The organism is Amycolatopsis circi, assembly GCF_003385235.1.
Classification (GTDB): Bacteria; Actinomycetota; Actinomycetes; order Mycobacteriales; family Pseudonocardiaceae; genus Amycolatopsis; species Amycolatopsis circi.
This window is the reverse complement of sequence record NZ_PQIA01000076.1, coordinates 16,320-31,072: the sequence shown is the minus strand read 5'-3', so window position 1 is coordinate 31,072 and position 14,753 is coordinate 16,320. Positions and strand designations below refer to the sequence as shown.

Sequence of the window (14,753 nt, the reverse complement as noted above, 5' to 3'; positions counted from 1 at the left end):
TTCCGCGCGGACAAACGACGGCGGGGCGAGAAGCCCGCCCCACCGTCGATCATCGTCGAGTCAGTACTGTCGCAGCTGATCCGCGATCTTGTCGGCTGCCTGTTGTTGTTGCGGGGTAAGCGATCGCGTGGCATTCGCTTCGGCGCCACAGAATTTGTCGGCTTCGGGTCGCGTGCCGTGCACGAGGTAATCGGTGACGGCCGCGAAGCCACAGCTGTTCAGATACGGGAGGCCGACGCCGTGTCCACCCTGGTCCACAGTGACCATTCGCGCCCGGCTGCCGAACGCCTCGCGGGTCTCGAGGGCGCCGGACAGCGGGGTCGCCGGATCACGCAAGTTCTGGACCAGCAGCAGGTTCGACGGTCCCTGATCGCTGAACTGCACCGGGGGTTCGAGCGGCTGCGCGGCCCAGTGCGCACAGGGCCAGACGTTCGCCTCCGCGCCGCCGAGCATCGGGAACTCGGCCCGGTCGTGCGCGACGTTTCGCTGATAGGTCGAAATTGACCGCGGCCAGGCGTTGTCCCCGCACAGTATCGAGATCATGGTGCCGCGCTGGCTCTGCTCCGAACCCGTGGCGGGCGGTTGCAACGGGCCGGGTGCCTGGTTGTCGAGGAGGGCTTGCCACGTCTGCGCCAGCTTGGGGAAGGTCAACGTCTGGTAAGTCAGGCTGTGCGTTCCCAGCCGGAAGAGCGAGCCGTCGAGGCCCGCTATCGGGTGCTGGTCAAGCCGGTCGGCGAGTTTGAAGAAGGTCGCGGTGACTTCTGCGGGAGTGGCGCCGAGACCGTAGATCGAATTGCGGACAGCGGCCCATTTCGCGAAGTCGGGGAAGCGGTCGTGCATTCCCTCGGCCAAACGCCGGGCCGTGGTGACGTCGACACCGGTCGGTCCGACGACGCTGTCGAGCACGACTCGGTCGGTCTGGTCCGGGAACAGGGACGCGTACACCCCGCCGAGATAGGTGCCATAGGACAAGCCGAAGTACGAGATTTTCGACTCGCCCAGCGCGGCACGGATCTGGTCCATGTCTCGCGCGGTGTTCGCGGTGGTGATGTACGGCAGGATCGGCGCGGAGGCCGAATTGGCGCATTTCTGCGCGATCTGCTTCGCGGCCGCCGAGGCCTGAACGACTTCCTCGCGGTTGTGCGCGTACTTCGGCGCGAGCAAAAGCTGCTCGGGACTCAGGTCGCAGCTCACCGGAGTGCTGTGGCCGACCCCGCGCGGGTCGAAGCCGATCAGGTCGTACTCCGCGAGCAGGCTTGCCGGAGCACCGAGATTCGCCCAGGTCAGCGGGAAGGCCAGGCCGGGTCCGCCGGGGCCGCCCGGGTTGAACAGCAGGACCCCGCGCCGTTTCGCCGGATCTGTGCTGGGCAGCCGGGAGATTTCGACGATGATCTTCTTGCCGTCCGGATTCCGGTAGTCCAGCGGCACTTCGAGCGAGGCGCACTGCAGTTGCGGTGGCGCGGCGACGTCGGCCGGGCACGCGCCCCAGTTCACCGCGGGTTTAGCGGAGGCGGCAGACGCCGGAACCGCGGTCGCCGTCAACGCGGCGGCGGCGAGTACGACGAGCAATTGTTTTCGCACTGTTTTCCTTCCTTTGTCGAGATCGATCGAACTCGGGGAACTCGGAGGGAAGAGGGCGCGAAGGTGATCGCCGAGGATCGGCATTCCCGCGCGGAAAAACGACGGTGGAGCGGGAAGCCCGCCCCACCGTCGATCATCGCCCCGCCCATCGTCGGTTCAGTGCCTCGTCATCCGGTCGAGGATCCTGTCGGCTGCTTGCTGTTGCTGCGGGCTGAGGCCTCGCGCGCTCGCTTCGGCAGTGCAGAACTTGTCGGTGTCCGGACGCGTTCCGTTCACCAGGAAGTCAGTGACGGTGCTGAAGCCGCAGCTGTTCAGGAACGGGAGCGCCGCGCCGTGGCCGCCCTGGTCCACGGTGACCATCCGGGCCCGGTCGCCGAACTGCGCGCGGGTTTCCAGCGCGCCGGACAGCGGGGTCGCCGGGTCGCGGGTGTTCTGGACCAGCAACAGGTTCGACGGTCCCTGGTCGCTGAACTTGACCGGCGTTTCGATCGGCTGCTTCGGCCAGTGCGCGCACGGCCAGACGTTCGCCGTCGCGCCGCCGAGCATCGGGTACGCGGCCCGGTCCCGTGCGACGTTGTCCTGATAGGTCGAAATCGTCCGCGGCCACGCGTTGTCCCCGCACAGAATCGAAATCATCGTGCCGACCTGGCTCTGTTCGGTCGGCGTCGGGGCCGGCCGCACGGTGCCCGACGGGACCTGGTTCGCGAGGAGAGCCTGCCACGCCTGCGCCAGCCTCGGGAACGACTGGTTCTGGTAGATCAGGCTGTGCGTCACCAGCCGGAAGTACGAGCCGTCGATGCCGGCCACCGGGGCCTCGTCGAGCTTGTCCGCGAGCTTGAAGAAGGTCGCGGTGACCGCGGTCGGCGTGGCGCCGAGACCGTAGGCGGAATTGCGAGCGGCCGCCCACTTCGCGAAGTCCGGGAAGCGGTCCTGCATGCCTTCGGCGAACCGCCGTGCGGCGGTGATGTCGTAACCGCCCGGCCCGAGAACGCTGTCGAGCACCACTCGGTCGGTTTGGTTCGGGAACAGCGTCGCGTACGCGCCGCCGAGGTAGGTGCCGTACGAGTAGCCGACGTAGGAGATCTTCGGCTCCCCGAGGGCGGCCCGGATCTGGTCCATGTCCCGCGCGGTGTTCGCGGTCGTCAGATACGGCAGCACGGACGCGGATTCCGAGGCCGCGCACTGCTGCGCGATGCCCTTGGCGAACGCGGAGGCGTCGACGACGTCAGCCTCGCTGTGCGCGTACTTCGGAGCGATCACTGTCTGGTCCGCGGTCAGGTTGCAGTTCACCGGACTGCTGTGGGCGACTCCGAGGGGGTCGAAGCCGATCAGGTCGTAGCGGGCGAGCACGCTCGTCGGGACGCCTGCCCGGACCAGGTCCAGCGGGAACGTCAGGCCGAGACCGCCGGGGCCTCCCGGATTGAACAGCAGCACCCCGCGCCGGGCCGCCGGATCGACGCTCCGCAGCCGGGAGATCTCGATGCCGATCTTCTTGCCGTCCGGATTCCGGTAGTCCAGCGGCACGTCGAGCGACGCGCATTGCAGTTGCGGCGGCGCGGCGACGTCGGCCGGGCACGCTCCCCAGTTCACCGCGGACTTGGCGGTAGCCGCATACGCCGGAGCGGCGGTCGCCGTCAAGGCGGCGGCAGCCAGTACGACGAACAGTCGTTTTCGCACTGTCTTCCAATCCTTTGCCGAGATCAAGCGAACTCAGGAAACTGACGGGAAAGTGCACGAAATCAAGCTGTGTTCGCGGACGCCGCGGTTCGGCCGCCGGTCGGGGCCGGCTTCCGGCCGAGTCTCCGCGCACACGTCGACGATCGAGATCGCCGCCGACGTTACTCCGATCTCCTCGGTGCCGGAAGGGGTTTCAGCGGCGCGGTTCCCAGCGGAATAGTCGGGTCGCCAGGGTGCCGCTGAGAATCAGCCACGCCGCGATCGGGCCGAGCAGGACTAGCGATTCGGTGACCGAGGCACCGCCATTCCAGGAATTCAATACGAGTTCGGTAGCCGCCCCGCCGGGGAGAAGTCGTTTCAGGAGGGAAAGCCGTTCCGTTCCGGTGATTCCGATCCAACTTGCTACCGCGAGGACGGTGAGGGTGATCGGCAGCGTGGTGACCTGGGCGTGCTCCGGCGAGTTTGTCAGACCGGCGGTGGCCAGGCCCAGCGCGAGCATCATGGCGACCGTCGCGACGACCGCGACCACCAGCAGCAGCGGGTTCTTCGGCAGTCCGGTGACCGCGCCGAGCACGGCGAGGATGACCGCGACCTGGATCGTGGTGATCACGGTGATCGGCAGGAGCAGGCCGACGAGAATGCCGGAGTCGCTCGCCGCGGTGGAACGCAATCGTTTGAGGAACAGGTTCTGCCGTCGGGCGGCGAGAGTGGTGACGGTGGTGGTGTACAGGCCGATCGCGGTGATGAAGGAAAGCGTCAGCGCCGCGATATAACCGAGGCTGCCGAGTTGTGCGAAGGTTTCGTGCTGGGAAATGAAAAATGCGCTGAATGCGATGGGCAGGATCAGCGAAGTGACCAATACCAGGCGATTTCGGAAGAGCTGGATCAGTTCGCCGCGGGCGATGGAGAACATGGGAAAGCCTTTCGGGAATGGGTTACGCGTTGCCGATGGCGCGGAAGACGTCGTCGAGGCGAGTCGGACCGGCTTCCAGTTCGGCCAGTTCCACCGCGCCGTCCTGTGCCCAGCCGAGCAGGGTGTGCAGGTCTTTCTGCAGGCCGAAGGTCTCGATGAGGAACTGGCCGTCTTCTTCGCGGGTCGCTTGCAGCGGCGGCATCGGCGCGTGCGGCGGAAGCCCGAAGCGGATGGTCGCGGGCAGCGTCCGAGTCAGTTCGGCAACGGTGCCTTCGCGGTTGAGCGTGCCCTGGTGCATCAGGCCGATGCGGTCGGCGCGCTGCTGCGCTTCTTCGAGGTAATGCGTGGTGAGGACGATCGTGGTGCCGTCCTCGCGGAGGCGGTCCACCGCGCCCCACACCGCGTCGCGCGATTGGATGTCCAGGCCAGTGGTCGGCTCGTCGAGGAAGACCAGGTCCGGCGTCCCGTACACGGCGGTGGCGAAGTCGAGTCGGCGCTTTTCGCCGCCGGACAGCTGCGACACCCTTGTCGTGGCTTTGCGGGTGAGGTCCGTGATGCCGAGCAGTCGCTCGACGTTGTCGCTGCGCTGAGTGAGACTGCCGATCAACCGGATTGATTCGCGGACGGTCAGGTCTGGCGAGAAGCCGCTCTCCTGCAGCATGATCCCCATCCGGGGACGCACGGCGGCGCGGTCGCGCGGGTCCTTGCCGAACACCCGGACCGTGCCTGAGCTGGGTGCCCGGTGGCCCTCGACGGTCTCCAGCGTCGAGGTCTTCCCGGCGCCGTTCGTGCCGAGCAGCGCGTACAGTTCGCCGCGGCCGACCTGGAACGACAGGTCGCGCACGGCCTGGAAATCGCCGTAAGTGAGGTTCAGGCGGTCGACATCGATGACTGGGCTTGTGGACATACCCCGATTCCAGCCGGTTCCGCTGGCCCGGAGTAGTGCGGTCGCGTCAGCCGAAGACATGACACTGCGTCACTGGTAGGCGCTGCGCGGCTGCGGCATGCTGGGGCCGAACCGCCCGGCCGAAACTGGAGCACCATGACCGAGATCCGTCCGCCGCGGCCCCGCCGGATGTCCTGGTCCGGCGACGCGGTCCAGGACCGGCTGCGGCGGCTCAACCTCATCACGGTGATGCCGCCGCTGCTGGTGGTCGGGGTGCTGCTGATCGTCGTCAGCAGCCGGACCTGGTGGCACGTCGGCATCCAGGCGATCGGGCTGCTGGCCGCGGCCGCCACTGCCGAACGCTGGACCGCGGGCGACTTCGTCCGCACCGCGCGCCCGAGCCTGGTGCTCACCGCGTTCGTCTGGTTCGGCGGCGCGCTGAGCAACAGCACCATGGCGTTCTACGGGCTGAGCATGGTCGGGTCGTTCCTCATCCCGCCGTTGCCGCGGCACCGGTTCGCCGCGCTGGTCGTCCTCGCCGGGCTGACCGGCGCGATCGGAGCGACGAATCTGCTGGTGCAGCACGACCATCTCGGCGCGCGGGTGCTGGCCTATGTGGTGACTCCGGCGGTCGGCTCGGCGCTGTCGACCCTGTTGATGTTCGCCAGCCAGAAGCTCTACGACCTCGTCGCGGAACTGGAAGAGTCCCGGGAGAAGGAAGCGGAACTGGCGGTGGTCCGGGAACGCGTCCGGTTCGCCAGCGAGTTGCACGACATTCAGGGCCACACGCTGCACGTAGTGAAGCTGAAGGTCGCGCTCGCGGAGAAGCTGCTGCACCGGGATCTCGAACGGGCGCGGGAAGAACTGCGCGAGGTGCACACGCTGGTCGGCGACACCATCGTGCAGACCAAGGAACTCGCTTACGCCCAGCGTCGGCTCAATCTGTCCGCGGAGCTGGAGAACGCGAAGAACCTCTTCGAGGCGGCGGGAATCCATGTGCGGATCGATCGGAACGCGGAGGTCAACTCGGGCGTGGACGAGCTGCTCGGGCAGGTGCTGCGCGAGACCACTACGAACATCCTCCGACACGCGCAAGCGCGGCAGGTGCGGATCACGTTGGCCGAAGCGGGGATCAGCATCGTCAACGACGGAGCCGCAGACGGTGAGGGTCCGGTACTAAGTGGACTGTCCACTTTGGCGGGCCGGCTGGCGGATCAGGGCGGAGAATTGACGGTGGAGCAGAAGGACGGCCGGTTCGTGACCGCCGCTTCCTTTCCGGAGAAGGTGGCGCGATGACGACGGTGGTGCTTGCCGACGACGAAGCTCTGCTCCGCAAGGCGATGGCTGCGCTGCTGCCGATGGAAGGCGAGATCACCGTGCTCGCCGAGGCGGAAGACGGCGAGGCGGCGGTGCGGGCCACTGTGGAGCATCGGCCGGACGTGCTGGTGATCGACCTGGAGATGCCCAATGTGGACGGTCTGGGCGCGGTCGCGCGGATCCGGCGGGAACGGCCGGAGCAGGTGATCCTGATGCTGACCCGGCACGCGCGGCCGGGCGTGCTGCGCAAGGCGTTGAAACTCGGCGTGCAGGGATTCGTCAGCAAATCGGCGGAACCGGCGCACATCGCGTCGGTGATCCGGACGCTGGACGAGGGCAAACGCTGGATCGACCCGGACGTCTCGGCGCTCGCGGTGGTGGACGACTGTCCGTTGACCGTGCGGGAAATCGACGTGCTGCGGGCGACTCGGGAGGGGTATTCGGTCGCGGACATCGCCGCGCAGCTGCATCTGGCGGAGGGGACTGTGCGGAATTACCTGTCCAACGCGATGCAGAAGACGCAGACGCGGACGCGGCACGAGGCGGCGCGGTATGCCCGGGAGCACGACTGGTTGTGAGTGCCTATCGCGGTTAGAACCGCGATAGGCACTCACGACGTCAGCGGTTCGACGCCTTCTTCACGAACTTGCCCAGATCCTTCGACTGCTGCACCCGCGACGGTTCGTTCACGTACATCATGTGCCCGGCCGGGTAGTAAGCCGTGTCGATGTTCTCGCGCAGTTCCTCGGGAATCTTCAGCTGCGAGAGCACGTACTCGGACGCGTAGTACGCCGTCGCGCCGTCGTAATGCCCGAACGCGACGTGGACCTGCAGGTGCGGATTCGACCGCATCGCCGCGCTCAACGTGTCCACAACGGACACCGAGCGGCCCTCGAACTCCTTGTAGGACCAGGCCTTGAACACTTCGGTGGACAAGATCTCGTACGGCAGGTCGTTCTGGTAGCCCAGTTCGGCGCGCACGTAGTGGTTGAACCCGGCCGAGTAGGCGCCGATGATCCGCGACACCGACGGGTCGTCGCTCATGTGCTCGACGCCGCCGTCCGGCTCCCACGTGGTGAACCGGCCGTCCATCCGGCCGACGGTCTTCCCCTGGTCGCGCAGCAGTTCAGTGAAGAACCGGACGTGCTCGATCCGCAGATTCACCCGGTCCACATAGGACTCGCTGAGCCCGGTGAGCGACGCGAGCGTCTGCACCGCCTCGGTGCGGTCCTGAGTGGACAGTCGCGCGCCGCGGGAAAGCGCCCACGGCAGTTCCTTCGAGGCGAAGTCCTCGGCGTCGGCGAGCACGTCGTCGAGCGGACGGTCGCCGTGGTGCCCGTGGTAGTGCGCGATCGCCGCGTACGTGGGCAGATACAGCGAGTACGGCAGGTCGTTGCCCTCGTCGAAGCGCAGCGTGCCGAGGTCCAGAACGGACGAGATGAGCATCAAGCCGTTGAGGTACAGGCCGTAGCGCTCCTGCAGGTGCCCGGCCAGCGCGGCGGCGCGCAGCGTGCCGTACGACTCGCCGGCGAGGAACTTCGGCGACAGCCAGCGCTCGTTGCGCGAAACCCACAGCCGGATGATCTCCGCGATCGATTCGACGTCGCCCTGGAATCCGGTGTACGGCTGGGATTCGCCGCCCTCGGTCACCCGCGAGTAGCCGGTCTGGACCGGGTCGATGAACACCAGGTCGCTGTGCGCGAGCAGGCTTTCCGGGTTGTCCTCGAGCCCGTACGGCGGCGGCACCGGGTCGTCGACGTCGCCGGACAGCACGCGGCGCGGTCCGAGCAGGCCCATGTGGAGCCAGATGCTGGAGGAACCGGGGCCGCCGTTGAAGGCGAAGGTGACCGGGCGCGTGCCGGGGTCGGCGTCGTCCAGGGTGTAGGCGGTGAGGAAGACCTCGGCCTTGGCCTGGTGGCCCTCGGACTTGCCGTCCTTCTTGACCTCTTGGCGGAGCACGATCCGGCCGGTCTGGGCGGTGTAGGCGAGCTTGCGCCGCTTGACGGTGAGGGTGTGCTGCGTCGTGACGAGGTCGTCGGCGGGCTCGGCCGCCTTCGTCTCCTCGTCCTTGGTCTTCTCGGCGGTCTCGTCCGCGGTGGTGTCGGCCATGGTCCCAACCTATCCCGCGTTACCGTGGCAGCACACCAAGCGGAGGAGATCGATGGGCACGTTCGCCGACCTCGACGCGGAGCTGGTGCGGTGCCGCGCGTGCCCGCGGCTGGTCGAATGGCGCGAGGGTGTGGCCGGGACGAAGGCTGCCTTCGCGGGCGAGCGGTATTGGTCGCGCCCAGTCCCCGGTTTCGGCGCGGAGGACGCCGCGCTGGCCGTGGTCGGGCTCGCGCCGTCCGCGCACGGGGCCAACCGCACCGGGCGGATGTTCACCGGAGATCCGTCGGGAGACTTCCTTTTCCGCGTGCTGTACGAGGTCGGTCTCGCGTCGCAGCCGGTCTCGACGGCCATCGGCGACGGCCTCACGCTGCGCGGCACCCGGCTCATGTCGCCGGTCCGCTGCGCGCCGCCGGAAAACCGGCCGACCCCCGGTGAACGAGACAACTGCCGGCACTGGCTGGCCGATGAACTGGACCTGTTGCGGCCGACCCTGCGCGCGATCGTCGTGCTCGGCGCGTTCGGCTGGCAGGCATTGCTGCCGGTGCTGTCCGCCGCGGGCTGGCCGGTGCCGAAACCGCGGCCGGCCTTCGCGCACGGCGCCCGGCTGCAGCTCGGCGACCTAGCGGTGTTCGGCTGCTACCACGTGTCGCCGCGCAATGTCCAGACCGGACGTGTGACACAGCCCATGGTGGTGACCGCGTTCACCGCCGCCGCCTCGGCGGCCGGGCTCATCTGAATCGTGACAACCTGCGTGGCGATGCTGGTCACAGCGGGGTGGGGTACCCGAGCGGAGCCGCTTCGGAAGTGCGACTATAGGTACATGGCTGCTGCGAAGTCGGAACCGACTCGGATCCTCGTCCTCGGTGGTGGATACGTCGGCCTGTACACCGCGTACGGGCTTCAGAAGATGCTGCGTGCCAACGAGGCCTCCGTGACCGTCGTTGACCCGCAGCCGCATATGACCTATGCCCCGTTCCTGCCCGAGGCGGCGGCCGGCGCGATCGAGCCGCGGCACGTGGTCGTGCCGCTGCGCCGCGTGCTGAAGCGCTGCCACGTGCTGACCGCGCGGGTCACGAAGATCGAGAACGAGCGCAAGGCCGTCACGGTCGAGGCGGCCGACGGCCACATCGAGACGCTGAACTACGACGTGCTCGTGGTCGCGCTCGGCGCCGTCGCGCGGATCCTGCCGATCCCCGGCCTCGCCGAGGAGGGCATCGCCTTCAAGACCATCGGCGAAGCGATCTACCTGCGCAACCACATCATGACCAAGCTGGACGAGGCCGCCAGCACGCTCGACCCCGAGCTGCGCAAGCGCCTGCTCACGTTCACCGTGGTCGGCGGCGGATTCGCGGGCATCGAGGCGCTGGCCGAACTCGAGGACATGACCCGCTTCGCGGTCGAGAACTACTACCCGAACATCAAGCCGGCGGACATCCGCTGGGTGATGGTCGAGGCGGCCGGGCGGATCCTGCCCGAGGTGCGTGAGACGCTGGGCGTGTACACGGTGCAGCAGCTGGAGAAGCGCGGCATCGAGGTCTACCTGTCGACGGCGGCGAAGTCGTTCGAAAACGGCCACGTGGTGCTCTCGGACGGCACCGAGTTCGACACCGACACGATCATCTGGACCGCGGGCGTGAAGGCCAACCCGGTCCTCGCCGGCTCGGACCTGCCGCTCGACAAGCGCGGCCGCGTCGAAGCGACCGCGGCGATGCAGGTCGTGGGCCACCCGGACGTCTGGACCGCGGGCGACAACGCGGCGATCCCGGACCTGTCGCGCACCGAACAGGACCCGACGGCGACCTGCCCGCCGAACGCGCAGCACGCGGTCCGCCAGGCCCGCCTGCTGGCGAAGAACATCATCAAGGTGATCCGCGGCGGACAGCCGAAGGACTACTTCCACAAGAACCTGGGCGCGGTCGCGAGCCTCGGCCTGCACAAGGGTGTGGCCGACGCGCTGAACCTGAAGATCAAGGGTTTCCCGGCGTGGCTGTTCCACCGCGCGTACCACCTCAAGGCGATGCCGACGTGGAACCGCAAGATCCGCATCCTGTTCGACTGGATGCTGGGCGGGCTGTTCCGGCGTGAGGTCATCTCGCTGGGGCAGATCAACAACCCGAAGGAAGAGTTCAACCGGGCCAGCAAGGGCTGAGTTCTCTCTGTTTTGGTGAAGCCGGGTCGTCTTGGGGCGGCCCGGCTTTGTCGTGTGCTGGGGCGGGTTCGCTAGGGTGGGTGGGCCCCCGTAGCCCAATTGGCAGAGGCAGTCGACTTAAAATCGACCCAGTGCGGGTTCGAACCCCGTCGGGGGCACGTACAGCATCCTCACGAGCCCGCTCCGGTTGTGAGCTTCGGCTTTCCGCGACTGCTCGGATTGCTCGACGTCGTCGCGCCAACGTCGCAATGAAGAGTCGCTGGTCAGGTCCGTTTCCATCCCTTGGCAAGCCCGGTGGGTCCGGCACTGCTGTTCATCTGTCTGTTCGAACGCACCCGCGACCAACACTGGCTCGGGTACGACGCTTGATCAGCAGACAGGCCCAGGAGCGGGTGCGCTCCTGGGCCTGCCATAACTGCATCAGGTGGTGCTCGGTTCAGCGTTGGGCGCTGGCTTGGCGGTCAGTTGCGCTGGGCGCTGCCGCCGTCGACCACGCTGCCCGCGGCGCAGTTGTACGGAGACGCGCCGGTCGCCTTGTTCTCGCCCGGCGACAGGATCGGCACGCCGATGCCGTCCAGCGAGTCGCGGATCGGGACCTGCACACCGAGCACGTTGACGTCGTTGCCGCACACGCCCAGGGTGCCGTTGACGTTGTGCAGCACGTCGGTGTTGTTCAAGTTCGCCAGGCCGACCTGGCCGGGCCGGTCCCGGTCGCCGTGGTGGTGATGCCCGCCCTGGGTGGCAGCCGAGGCCATTCCGCCGAACAGCAGGGCGCCGGCCGCCACCGCGGCGGTGAGGAAACCGATCTTCTTCAGCATGGAAAACTCCTGTGGTCAGTGAGAATTGTGTCTACGCGGGTGTTTCGGAACACCCGCGTACTGCGAGGAAGCTGCTGTCATTCAGCAGCGAATTCCGCTTCGTTCCGCTGTTGTGTCAGATGTGGTTCTCTGACCAATCAATCCCGCAGCCTGCCGAGGATCTCTCAGCATGCTTCCTTTGCGGAAACGGAGGGAAGGAACCAACGTCCTGTGCCGGTCCGGCACGCGGGCGCCGGGTTGCCCGATATCGAGCGCGGCATCCGGCAATCAAAGGCGGTGCGATACACCGCTCCGCTCACGCGGCCTGAAGTGGCGTCGCGAAGCCGGGAGAAAATGGAGGCAACTGTTTCCGTTCCTCCCGGCTCCGCGGCGAGGCTACTTGCGGACGAGCCCGCTCACCCGCGATGCGAGTTTCTGCGCTGCCGACACCGGCGACGCGTCGCCGCCGGTGAATGGAGAGATGCCGCCGTCGACCGGCATCCGCTCGAGTTGCGGCACTAGCGGCAGGTCGGCACCGGTCAGCCGGCTCGGCAACTGCGCGGGCAGGGTCGAGGCGCCGAGAGGCAACGAGTCTTGCAACGGCAGGCCGGCGAGTGCCGACGGCTGGGCCGGGATGTCCCCGCGTTCACCGTGACCGGGTACCGCGGCGGTGTCCGGCATCTGGGGCGGGACGGGCGGCACTGGCGCGATTGTGGTCACCGCAGCGGGGGTGGTGTTGTGCACGTCCGCGAGGGCATCGGTGTCAGAAGCGCCGGACGGGGTGCTCACGTGTCCGTTCATCGGAAGCGGCAGGGTCGGGACTTCACCGTTGACCGGCGTGCTCGCGGCCTGCCCGATCAGCGGCACCGTGTTCTGACCGGTTCCGAGAAGGGGCAGGGCGGGAAGGGACGGCAGGTCGGCGACACCCAGTTCGCGGCCGTCCGGGACGTTGATCTGCGGTTCGTCGTGGTTGCCGACGACGGCGGCGGTGGGCAGCGGCGAGTGCCGCAGCAACTGCGCCGGCACGGTGAACACCGACGGCTTGGGCTGCGAGGCCGGCACCGGGCTGACCGCGGGCACGGACGATGCGGCATCCGGCACCTTGAGGTCCGTGGGGGTCGCGTGCTGCAGTCGTTCGGCGAGATCGGACACCCCAGGCGTGCTGGCGTGCACGTCCAGCGGCGAGGCGGGAAGGTCGGGATTGACGTTCTCGTCCGCCGATGCGATGCCGGTGCCCAGCATCAACAGGCCACCGGTGACCAGGGCCGTCTGCAGGCCGTGCTTCGTCCAGTTGCGCATGGCAAATACTCCTTGGGTATCAGGGGAATCGCTATGAGAACGGCGTCGTCGCACGCCACGACAGAGACGTGCGCACCGCGAGAAAGAGGAACAAGCATCGAGGCCCGGAATTTTCGGGCTGTGAGCGCCAATAGCGGGCGTGGCCGTGTCCGGGGGACACGGCAACAGGCCGAGCGCGCGTCAGTCGGGCGTGACGCCAGGCTGGCAGGCGGTATCCGCTACTGCTCGATGCGACGCAGGGCACCGCGTTTCGCCGATCCTCCGGTGACGCATCGTGCATCCCGGCAAGATGGCACCCCAGCCGTCATTGCCACCGTGGGCGGAGAACAGGATCGCGGCCGGGCCGAGGACCGAAGCCGGCAGCGAGGGCGGGAGTTTCCGACCACCGCTGCCGCGCTCGATTCCCCGGGTCGGCCATGCGCGCCGAGGGGCGGCGGAGACAGCCGCACGCGGGGAGCGCTCAGGAGCCTCCGCGATACGCACCGCGCCGCTGCGGTCGTCGAACGCCGTGACCGTAGTCGTAACGACATCCTTGCGCACGACGGATTTGTCGCCGGAGAGCGGGCCGGCCGGAGCCGAGCTGCTTTCCGTGGCAGGGTGGCCGCTCACCGAGGCGGCTCCCTTGCCGAGAAGGTGTTTGCCAGTCTCCGGCAGTACGCCGCCTGATGCGAGGACCTGGCCGAGAGGGTCTCGGGATGCCCGGGGCAGCCGCGCGTGTCCGGCGGTCGCGAGCAAATGTCGCACCGGCTGGGTAACGTCGTGGACGACACCGTCGATCCGGTCCGCTCCATTCGCCGGCAGAGCCGACTCGGCAGCAGGCCGCACCGCGTCCGCCAGTGATCCATCGGCATCCGACCCGAGCACACCGTGTGGTGCCAAGGTGTCCGCACCAGCCGTGCCGCTGGTGACCGCCCACGCCGCAGCGGTGGCCGCGACCGCGCCGCCGGCGATTACCAGCGCGCGCAGCAGGAAGCGGCCGACGCCCGTGGCACCGCGCTCCTGGTCTCGCACACTCATCGTCGCACCGAATCTGATTACCCGCGCCCTTCCGGACGCACTCTCGTCGAACCGGTGCGAACGGCACCGGAAATCCGCTGGTGCCGCAGATGCAACCACACGCCCTTCTCGCCGAGCGCACGCACCCCGCGTATTTCCGCCTTTGCGTAAACGGTGTCCGAGTAGCGGTTCCGAGCCCGATTCACCGCGGTGAGCAGGGATTACGCCGGTGAAGAGCAACGGAGCAAAGTGTCAACAAGTGTCGTGCCGAAAAATGCGTGCAAGAATCCAGGCGAAATCGTGGGCCACCCATCTTGACTACCGGATGCGCGGAAAACGGCGATTAGGCCGACACGATAGGCGTACTTCATCGGGGAAAGACGAGCAGACCCACTGCGGGTAGCGGCGCGTCTCAGCCCGTCTCTGAGCCATCTCACCCACGGGGCCGTGCCCTTGGCTGAACTCCAGCTGGTTGCGGCAGGCGATACTCGATCCCGTGCCGCTGGGCGGCCACACGGTGGCAGCTCGCCGACGAGATCCGGCGTGATCGCCGGTCTTGGGGAGAGGCGCAGGCAGGAGCAACGCGAACGTCAGCTTCAGCTCGCACGCGCGCTGTCCGGGATGCCGGACTTGGCAACCTCGGATTCCGAACCGGCGACGGCGTCGTCGCCAAAGACGCCAAAGCCATCGAAGTCGACCCCACCGGCCCTGGGGCCTCGCCGCTGGCCGTACCCGCGCCGATCTCGCCTACGAGATCGCCACCGACGTCCTCGGCTGCTGGACCGGCGACTGATCCGCGCCGCGACCACGGCGATCTCCTGCAGTTGCGCGGGCTCCGCCTCTGGTCGAGAGGCAGCGATCGAGGACCGGAGTGCGCGTGGCGAACGCGGCCGCGCCGAAATATTTGCAGGACGGGCCCACCGCTGCCTTCCTCGCACCACGACACCGGGCCGTCGAACCTCGGTGCCGTCGGTCAGCCGTTGCCGCTCGGCCGACGAGCGCAGCCGAGAACCAGTGCTGCTCGGTGCC

Annotated in this window: 12 protein-coding genes and 1 tRNA gene; 5 read left to right on the top strand and 8 right to left on the bottom strand. The window is 67.8% G+C overall.

Going from position 1 to position 14,753, the window contains the following annotated elements; all coding sequences use genetic code 11:
• Window positions 1-60 precede the first annotated feature (60 nt).
• The 4 genes from D0D37_RS28140 to D0D37_RS28125 form a co-directional block, all read right to left on the bottom strand.
• Entirely contained in the window at window positions 61-1,581 is a 1,521-nt protein-coding gene (locus tag D0D37_RS28140) for an alpha/beta hydrolase (protein ID WP_425266975.1), read from the bottom strand.
• Window positions 1,582-1,737: 156 nt separating this feature from the next.
• The gene (locus tag D0D37_RS28135) at window positions 1,738-3,258 is read right to left on the bottom strand and encodes an alpha/beta hydrolase (protein WP_208720174.1); all 1,521 of its coding nucleotides are present in this window, start codon (window positions 3,256-3,258) and stop codon (window positions 1,738-1,740) included.
• 193 nt (window positions 3,259-3,451) lie between these two features.
• Window positions 3,452-4,171, bottom strand: a complete 720-nt coding sequence (locus D0D37_RS28130) for an ABC transporter permease (protein WP_116203603.1) — start codon at window positions 4,169-4,171, stop codon at window positions 3,452-3,454.
• A 22-nt stretch (window positions 4,172-4,193) separates the two neighbouring features.
• Window positions 4,194-5,078, bottom strand: coding sequence for an ABC transporter ATP-binding protein (locus D0D37_RS28125; protein ID WP_116203602.1), 885 nt, complete (start codon window positions 5,076-5,078; stop codon window positions 4,194-4,196).
• A 135-nt stretch (window positions 5,079-5,213) separates the two neighbouring features.
• Between D0D37_RS28125 and D0D37_RS28120 the strand changes: the two genes are divergently transcribed.
• The gene (locus D0D37_RS28120) at window positions 5,214-6,353 is read left to right on the top strand and encodes a sensor histidine kinase (protein ID WP_116203601.1); all 1,140 of its coding nucleotides are present in this window, start codon (window positions 5,214-5,216) and stop codon (window positions 6,351-6,353) included.
• Entirely contained in the window at window positions 6,350-6,952 is a 603-nt protein-coding gene (locus D0D37_RS28115) for a response regulator transcription factor (protein ID WP_116203600.1), read from the top strand. Before D0D37_RS28120 ends, D0D37_RS28115 begins: the two co-directional genes overlap by 4 nt.
• 40 nt (window positions 6,953-6,992) lie before the next feature.
• Here D0D37_RS28115 and D0D37_RS28110 read toward each other — a convergent pair whose 3' ends face one another.
• Window positions 6,993-8,483 carry a S10 family peptidase gene (locus D0D37_RS28110; protein WP_116203599.1) on the bottom strand — a complete coding sequence of 497 codons (1,491 nt, stop codon included), beginning with the start codon at window positions 8,481-8,483 and terminating at the stop codon, window positions 6,993-6,995.
• 52 nt (window positions 8,484-8,535) lie between these two features.
• Here D0D37_RS28110 and D0D37_RS28105 point away from each other — a divergent pair, with 52 nt between their 5' ends.
• From D0D37_RS28105 to D0D37_RS28095, 3 genes are all read left to right on the top strand, one after another.
• A complete protein-coding gene (locus D0D37_RS28105; RefSeq protein WP_116203598.1) occupies window positions 8,536-9,219 on the top strand; it encodes a uracil-DNA glycosylase in 684 nt (227 codons plus the stop codon).
• An 84-nt stretch (window positions 9,220-9,303) separates the two neighbouring features.
• The gene (locus D0D37_RS28100) at window positions 9,304-10,632 is read left to right on the top strand and encodes an NAD(P)/FAD-dependent oxidoreductase (protein WP_043836597.1); all 1,329 of its coding nucleotides are present in this window, start codon (window positions 9,304-9,306) and stop codon (window positions 10,630-10,632) included.
• A gap of 84 nt (window positions 10,633-10,716) precedes the next feature.
• Window positions 10,717-10,790 (top strand) — tRNA-Leu (locus D0D37_RS28095).
• Window positions 10,791-11,093: 303 nt separating this feature from the next.
• Here D0D37_RS28095 and D0D37_RS28090 read toward each other — a convergent pair.
• The 3 genes from D0D37_RS28090 to D0D37_RS28080 form a co-directional block, all read right to left on the bottom strand.
• Window positions 11,094-11,450 (bottom strand): hypothetical protein, encoded by a 357-nt coding sequence (locus tag D0D37_RS28090; RefSeq protein ID WP_116203597.1) that lies wholly within the window; start codon window positions 11,448-11,450, stop codon window positions 11,094-11,096.
• Window positions 11,451-11,825: 375 nt separating this feature from the next.
• Window positions 11,826-12,728 carry a hypothetical protein gene (locus D0D37_RS28085; protein WP_116203596.1) on the bottom strand — a complete coding sequence of 301 codons (903 nt, stop codon included), beginning with the start codon at window positions 12,726-12,728 and terminating at the stop codon, window positions 11,826-11,828.
• Window positions 12,729-12,908: 180 nt separating this feature from the next.
• Window positions 12,909-13,745 (bottom strand): hypothetical protein, encoded by an 837-nt coding sequence (locus D0D37_RS28080; RefSeq protein ID WP_116203595.1) that lies wholly within the window; start codon window positions 13,743-13,745, stop codon window positions 12,909-12,911.
• Between the last annotated feature and the right edge of the window lie 1,008 nt (window positions 13,746-14,753).

Coding starts and splice junctions, on each gene's coding strand:
- D0D37_RS28085 (WP_116203596.1), bottom strand. CDS start 12,728: ATGCGCAACTGGACGAAGCACGGCCTGCAGACGGCCCTGGTCACCGGT.
- D0D37_RS28110 (WP_116203599.1), bottom strand. CDS start 8,483: ATGGCCGACACCACCGCGGACGAGACCGCCGAGAAGACCAAGGACGAG.
- D0D37_RS28125 (WP_116203602.1), bottom strand. CDS start 5,078: ATGTCCACAAGCCCAGTCATCGATGTCGACCGCCTGAACCTCACTTAC.
- D0D37_RS28090 (WP_116203597.1), bottom strand. CDS start 11,450: ATGCTGAAGAAGATCGGTTTCCTCACCGCCGCGGTGGCGGCCGGCGCC.
- D0D37_RS28130 (WP_116203603.1), bottom strand. CDS start 4,171: ATGTTCTCCATCGCCCGCGGCGAACTGATCCAGCTCTTCCGAAATCGC.
- D0D37_RS28080 (WP_116203595.1), bottom strand. CDS start 13,745: ATGAGTGTGCGAGACCAGGAGCGCGGTGCCACGGGCGTCGGCCGCTTC.
- D0D37_RS28120 (WP_116203601.1), top strand. CDS start 5,214: ATGACCGAGATCCGTCCGCCGCGGCCCCGCCGGATGTCCTGGTCCGGC.
- D0D37_RS28105 (WP_116203598.1), top strand. CDS start 8,536: ATGGGCACGTTCGCCGACCTCGACGCGGAGCTGGTGCGGTGCCGCGCG.
- D0D37_RS28115 (WP_116203600.1), top strand. CDS start 6,350: ATGACGACGGTGGTGCTTGCCGACGACGAAGCTCTGCTCCGCAAGGCG.
- D0D37_RS28100 (WP_043836597.1), top strand. CDS start 9,304: ATGGCTGCTGCGAAGTCGGAACCGACTCGGATCCTCGTCCTCGGTGGT.